Genomic DNA, 5048 nt, shown 5'->3' on the forward strand with positions numbered 1-5048 from the left:
CATGCGCTCGCTGATCGCCTACGACCACTAACCCTTGGCATCACTCATCTAGTCGAAGGACGGGCTCGCGGTACGGGTCCGCTTGATCTCGTAGAAGCCCGGCGTCGAGGCGACCAGCAGGGTGCCGTCCCACAGCCGGGCCGCGGCCTCACCGCGCGGGATCGGCGTCACCACCGGGCCGAAGAAGGCGACCCGCTCGCCGTCCACGCCCTCGACCGCGATCACCGGGGTGCCGACGTCCTCGCCGACCAGGGTGATGCCCTCCTTGTGCGACAGGCGCAGCGCGTCGTCGTACGCGTCGGTGCCGGCCGCGTCCGCCAGCTCGGCCGGCAGCCCGGCCGCCACCAGCGCCGCCTCGATCGTCTCCCGGTTCTGCGGCAGGCCCTCGTTGTGGAAACGGGTGCCCAGCTCGGTGTAGAGCCGGCCCAGCACCTGGTCGCCGTGCTGCTTCGCGGCCGCGACGCACACCCGCACCGCGCCCCAGGCGTTGTCCAGCAGCTCCCGGTACTGCGGCGGCATGTCCCGGTCCTCGTTCAGCACCGACAGGCTCATCACGTGCCAGTTCACGTCCACCGGGCGCAGCCGCTGCACCTCGATCAGCCAGCGGGACGTCATCCAGGCCCACGGACAGGCCGGGTCGAACCAGAAGTCGGCGGTCTTGCGCTCGGCGGCGCCGGCGGCGCCAGCGGAAGTCGTCACGGCTGTCGTCCTTCGAGAGTCGTCCGGAAGAGAGGAGTGTGCGTCGGGGGCCCGCGGCCACGCTCGACCGCTCCCCCGGAACGGCAACAACCCGGCCCGCGCCGCTGATTCCGCCCAGCCCGCCCGAGTTGTGCAATGGTACCGGCGCGGAGGGCGTGAAAGGATGCCCCCGCAGCACCACAGCGCGCCGCACCACCGCACCAGCGAAGACCGCACCACCGTGCGAGCCGGACAAAGGAGTACCGCCGTGCCGGGCAAGAACCTGAGCCGCGACGAAGCCCAGCAGCGGGCCAGCATCCTCACCGTGGACGGTTACCGCGTCCAGCTGGACGTGACCTCGGCCCCCGACCCCGCGGCCGCCACCTTCCGCTCCACCACCACCATCGCCTTCCGCTGCGCCGAACCGGGCGCGTCGACCTTCGTCGACCTGCTCGCCCCCGCCGTGCGCGCCGTCACCCTCAACGGCCGCGCCCTCGACCCGGCCACCGCCTACGACGGCGCCCGGGTGCACGTCGACGGCCTGGCCGCCGAGAACGTGCTCACCGTCGAGGCCGACTGCGCCTACAGCCGCACCGGCGAGGGCCTGCACCGCTTCACCGACCCCGCCGACGGCGAGACCTACCTCTACACCCACTACGAGCCGGCCGACGCCCGCCGGGTCTTCGCCACCTTCGAACAGCCCGACCTGAAGGCCCCGTTCACCTTCACCGTCACCGCGCCCGCCGCCTGGGACGTCTGGTCCAACGCCCCGCACCTGACGGTCACCGCCGAAGCCGGCGCCCGCGCCTGGGAGTTCGCGCCCACCAAGCCGATCTCCACGTACCTCACCGCCGTCGTCGCCGGCCCGTACCACGTCGCCCGCGACCACTACAGCCGCACCCTCGACGACGGCACCGTGCTGGACATCCCGCTCTCCGCGATGTGCCGCAGGTCGCTCACCCCGCACTTCGACGCCGACGAGATCCTCGGCGTCACCAAGCTCGGACTCGACTTCTTCCACGAGCGCTTCGGCTACCCGTACCCCTTCGGCAAGTACGACCAGGCGTTCGTCCCCGAGTACAACATCGGCGCCATGGAGAACCCCGGCTGCGTCACCTTCCGCGAGGAGTTCGTCTTCCGCTCGCGGGTCACCGACGCCGCCTACGAGGGCCGCGCCAACGTCGTCCTGCACGAGATGGCCCACATGTGGTTCGGCGACCTGGTCACCATGCGCTGGTGGGACGACCTGTGGCTGAAGGAGTCCTTCGCCGACTTCATGGGCTCCTACGGCCTGGTCGGCGCCGGCACCCGCTACCGCTCCGCCTGGGTCACCTTCGCCAACCAGCGCAAGGCCTGGGCCTACCGGCAGGACCAGTTCCCCACCACCCACCCGATCACCGCCGACATCCGCGACCTTGAGGACGCCAAGCTCAACTTCGACGGCATCACCTACGCCAAGGGCGCCTCGGTGCTCAAGCAGCTGGTGGCGTACGCCGGGGCCGACGCCTTCTTCGAGGGCGCCCGCCGCTACTTCCAGCGGCACGCCTTCGGCAACACCGAACTCGCCGACCTGCTGGACATCCTGGAGGAGACCAGCGGCCGCGACCTCAAGTCCTGGGCCGCAGCCTGGCTGCAGACCGCCGGCGTCAACACCCTCACCCCGCAGCTCACCGCCGACGCCGAGGGCCGGATCACCGAACTCGCCGTCCTCCAGGACGGCGGCGTGCTGCGCCCGCACCGGATCGCGGTCGGCCTCTATGACCGGGACGCCGACGGCGCGCTGGTGCGCACCGACCGCTTCGAACTGGACGTCACCGGCGCCCGCACCGTCGTCGCCGAGGCCGCCGGCCGCACCCGGCCCGCGCTCGTCCTGCTCAACGACGACGACCTGACCTACTGCAAGGTCCGCTTCGACCAGGAGTCGCTGGAGACCCTGCGCACCGGCCTCGGCGACATCAAGGACGACCTGGCCCGCGCGCTCGCCTGGTCCGCCGTCTGGAACCTCACCCGCGACGCCCTCATGCCGGCCCGCGACTACGTGGCGCTGGTCCTGCGGTTCGCCGGCCAGGAGGCCAACATCGGCGTCCTGCAGACCCTGCACAGCCAGGCCAAGGGCGCCGTCGACCTCTACGCCGACCCGGCCTGGCGCGGCGAGGGCGGCCGGCTGCTCGCCGACGGCGCGCTGCGCGAGCTGCGCGCCGCCGCCCCCGGCGGCGACCACCAGCTGGCCTGGGCCCGCTTCCTCGCGCAGACCGCCAACGGCTCCGAACACCTCGGCCTGGTCCGCGGCCTGCTGGCCGGCACCGCCCGGATCGACGGCCTGGAGGTCGACCAGGAGCTGCGCTGGGCGCTGTGGCTGGCGCTCGCCGCGGCCGGCCAGGCCGGCGAGGAGGAGCTGGCCGGGGAACTCGCCGCCGACAACACCGCCAGCGGGCGCCGCCAGCACACCCAGTGCCTGGCCGCCCGGCCCACCCCGGAGGCCAAGGCCGCCGCCTGGTCCGCCGTGATCGACTCCGACGAGCTGCCCAACGCGCTGGTCGAGGCCAACATCGCCGGCTTCGCGGTGCCCGCCCACCGCGACCTGACCGCGCTCTACGCCGCGCCCTACTTCAAGCTGCTGGAGCGGGTCTGGGCCGAGCGGACCATCGAGATCGCGATGCGCATCGTCGGCGGCTTCTTCCCGCAGGCGCAGGTGGACGAGGCCACCCTGGCCGAGGCGGACGCCTGGCTGACCGGGCACCCGGACGCGGCGCCCGCGCTGCGCCGCCTGGTGCTGGAGCGCCGGGACGACCTGGCCCGCGCGCTGCGGGCGCAGGCCTGCGACCGGGCCTGAACCGACGGACGGCGGGGTCAGCGCCGGGTCACTTGCCGCGCAGGCCCTTGTCCAGGGCGGCCATCGCGCTGCCCTTGGCGTCGTCGCCGTCCAGCGCCCAGACCATCACGCCGGCCAGGTCGTTCCAGCGGGCGTAGCGGGCCTTCTCGGTGAGCACCTCGGCCGAGTCGAAGCTGTAGAAGGTGTTGCCGTCGTACTTCCAGGACGCGCCGTGGTCGCGGTCCACGTAGGTGGTGGAGCCGGGCAGCGCGTTGAGCTCCTTGTAGGTGAGGTCCGGCACGGTGCCGGTGGCCTTCTGGTAGAGGCCGTTGCGGTTGCCGGCCGGCACGCCGGTCCAGCCGTGGCCGTAGAACGGCGTGCCGAGGACGGTCTGCTGGGAGGGCAGGCCGCGCTGGGCGTAGTGGTCGACGGCCTTGTCGGAGCTGCGCTGGCGCGCGTCCGGGTCGGTGGGGTCGGAGTAGAGCGGGGAGTGGTGGTTGGTCGGGCCCTTGCCCTCCCACGGCCCGTGCAGGTCGTAGGTCATGAGGTTGAGCCAGTCGACGGACTCGGCGAGCTCGGGCAGCTCCAGCCGGTCGGCGACGGTCTCGTTGGCGGCGACGGCGGCGGTCAGCAGGTAGTGCTCGGGCTTCTTGCCCTTGCCCTTGCCGGCCTGGGCGCGCTCCTGGGCCAGCTCGTCCAGCTGGTCGCGGAACTCCTCCATCAGCAGGGTGAAGTTGCGGCCGTCCTCGGGGCGGACCACGTTGCCCGCGTCACCGCCGCCGCCCGGGTACTCCCAGTCGACGTCGATGCCGTCGAAGACGCCCGCGGCCACGCCCTCGCCGCCCTCCGGGGAGTCGGCCAGCCGCGGCACGTCGCCCTTCATGTAGAGGTCGATGCAGGAGGAGACGAACTTCTGGCGGGCCTCCTCGGTGGCGGCGGCGTCCGAGAAGTACTTGGACCAGCTCCAGCCGCCCAGCGAGATGACCACCTTGAGCTGCGGGTTCTTCGCCTTGAGCTTGCGCAGCTGGTTGAAGTGGCCCTTGAGCGCCTGGCCCGGGGCGTCTGCGACGCCGTCCACCGAGTCGGCGGCGGAGAAGGGACGCTGGTAGTCGTTCCAGGCGTCGCCCTGGCCGGCCTCGTTGCTCTCGAAACAGGTGCCCTCGGCGGAGACGTTGCCGAAGGCGTAGTTGATCACGGTGAGCCGGCCGGCCTGGCCGGTCTCCTGGACGCGCTTGGCGGTGCTCTCGGCGCCCCACGAGGTGAAGTAGCCGACCCGCTGGCCCTTCAGCTTGGGGCCCTTGGCGCCGTCGGCGGCGTTGGCCGTGGCGGTGGCGGCGGTGGAGGCGAGCAGCGCGGCGACGGTGGCTGCGGCGAGCAGGGCGGGGCGGCGAATGGGCATACCGGACCTATTCTCTGAATCAGCGTCAATTGGTCTGGACCAGCTGGAACAAGAGGTTTAGTCCATCGCGCCGGTGCCGCACAAGGGGTCGGACCGGGTCGGCGCACTATGCAAAAGGCCGGCAAAGCGGGGGTGGCCGGACAGGGAAGCGAAGGAGGG

General features: G+C 72.2%; 3 protein-coding genes. 1 reads left to right on the forward strand and 2 read right to left on the reverse strand.

The window, feature by feature from the left end:
• Window positions 1-48 precede the first annotated feature (48 nt).
• Window positions 49-699 carry a mycothiol-dependent nitroreductase Rv2466c family protein gene (locus tag ABD308_RS33535; RefSeq protein ID WP_344343448.1) on the reverse strand — a complete coding sequence of 217 codons (651 nt, stop codon included), beginning with the start codon at window positions 697-699 and terminating at the stop codon, window positions 49-51.
• 247 nt (window positions 700-946) lie between these two features.
• Between ABD308_RS33535 and pepN the strand changes: the two genes are divergently transcribed.
• Complete coding sequence (gene pepN, locus ABD308_RS33540; RefSeq protein WP_344343450.1) at window positions 947-3511, forward strand: aminopeptidase N; 2565 nt, start codon at window positions 947-949, stop codon at window positions 3509-3511.
• A gap of 28 nt (window positions 3512-3539) precedes the next feature.
• Here pepN and ABD308_RS33545 read toward each other — a convergent pair whose 3' ends face one another.
• Window positions 3540-4889 carry a glycoside hydrolase family 18 protein gene (locus tag ABD308_RS33545; protein WP_344343452.1) on the reverse strand — a complete coding sequence of 450 codons (1350 nt, stop codon included), beginning with the start codon at window positions 4887-4889 and terminating at the stop codon, window positions 3540-3542.
• Window positions 4890-5048: the final 159 nt, after the last annotated feature.

The sequence above is a fragment of the Kitasatospora putterlickiae genome (assembly GCF_039527695.1).
Taxonomy (GTDB): Bacteria; Actinomycetota; Actinomycetes; order Streptomycetales; family Streptomycetaceae; genus Kitasatospora; species Kitasatospora putterlickiae.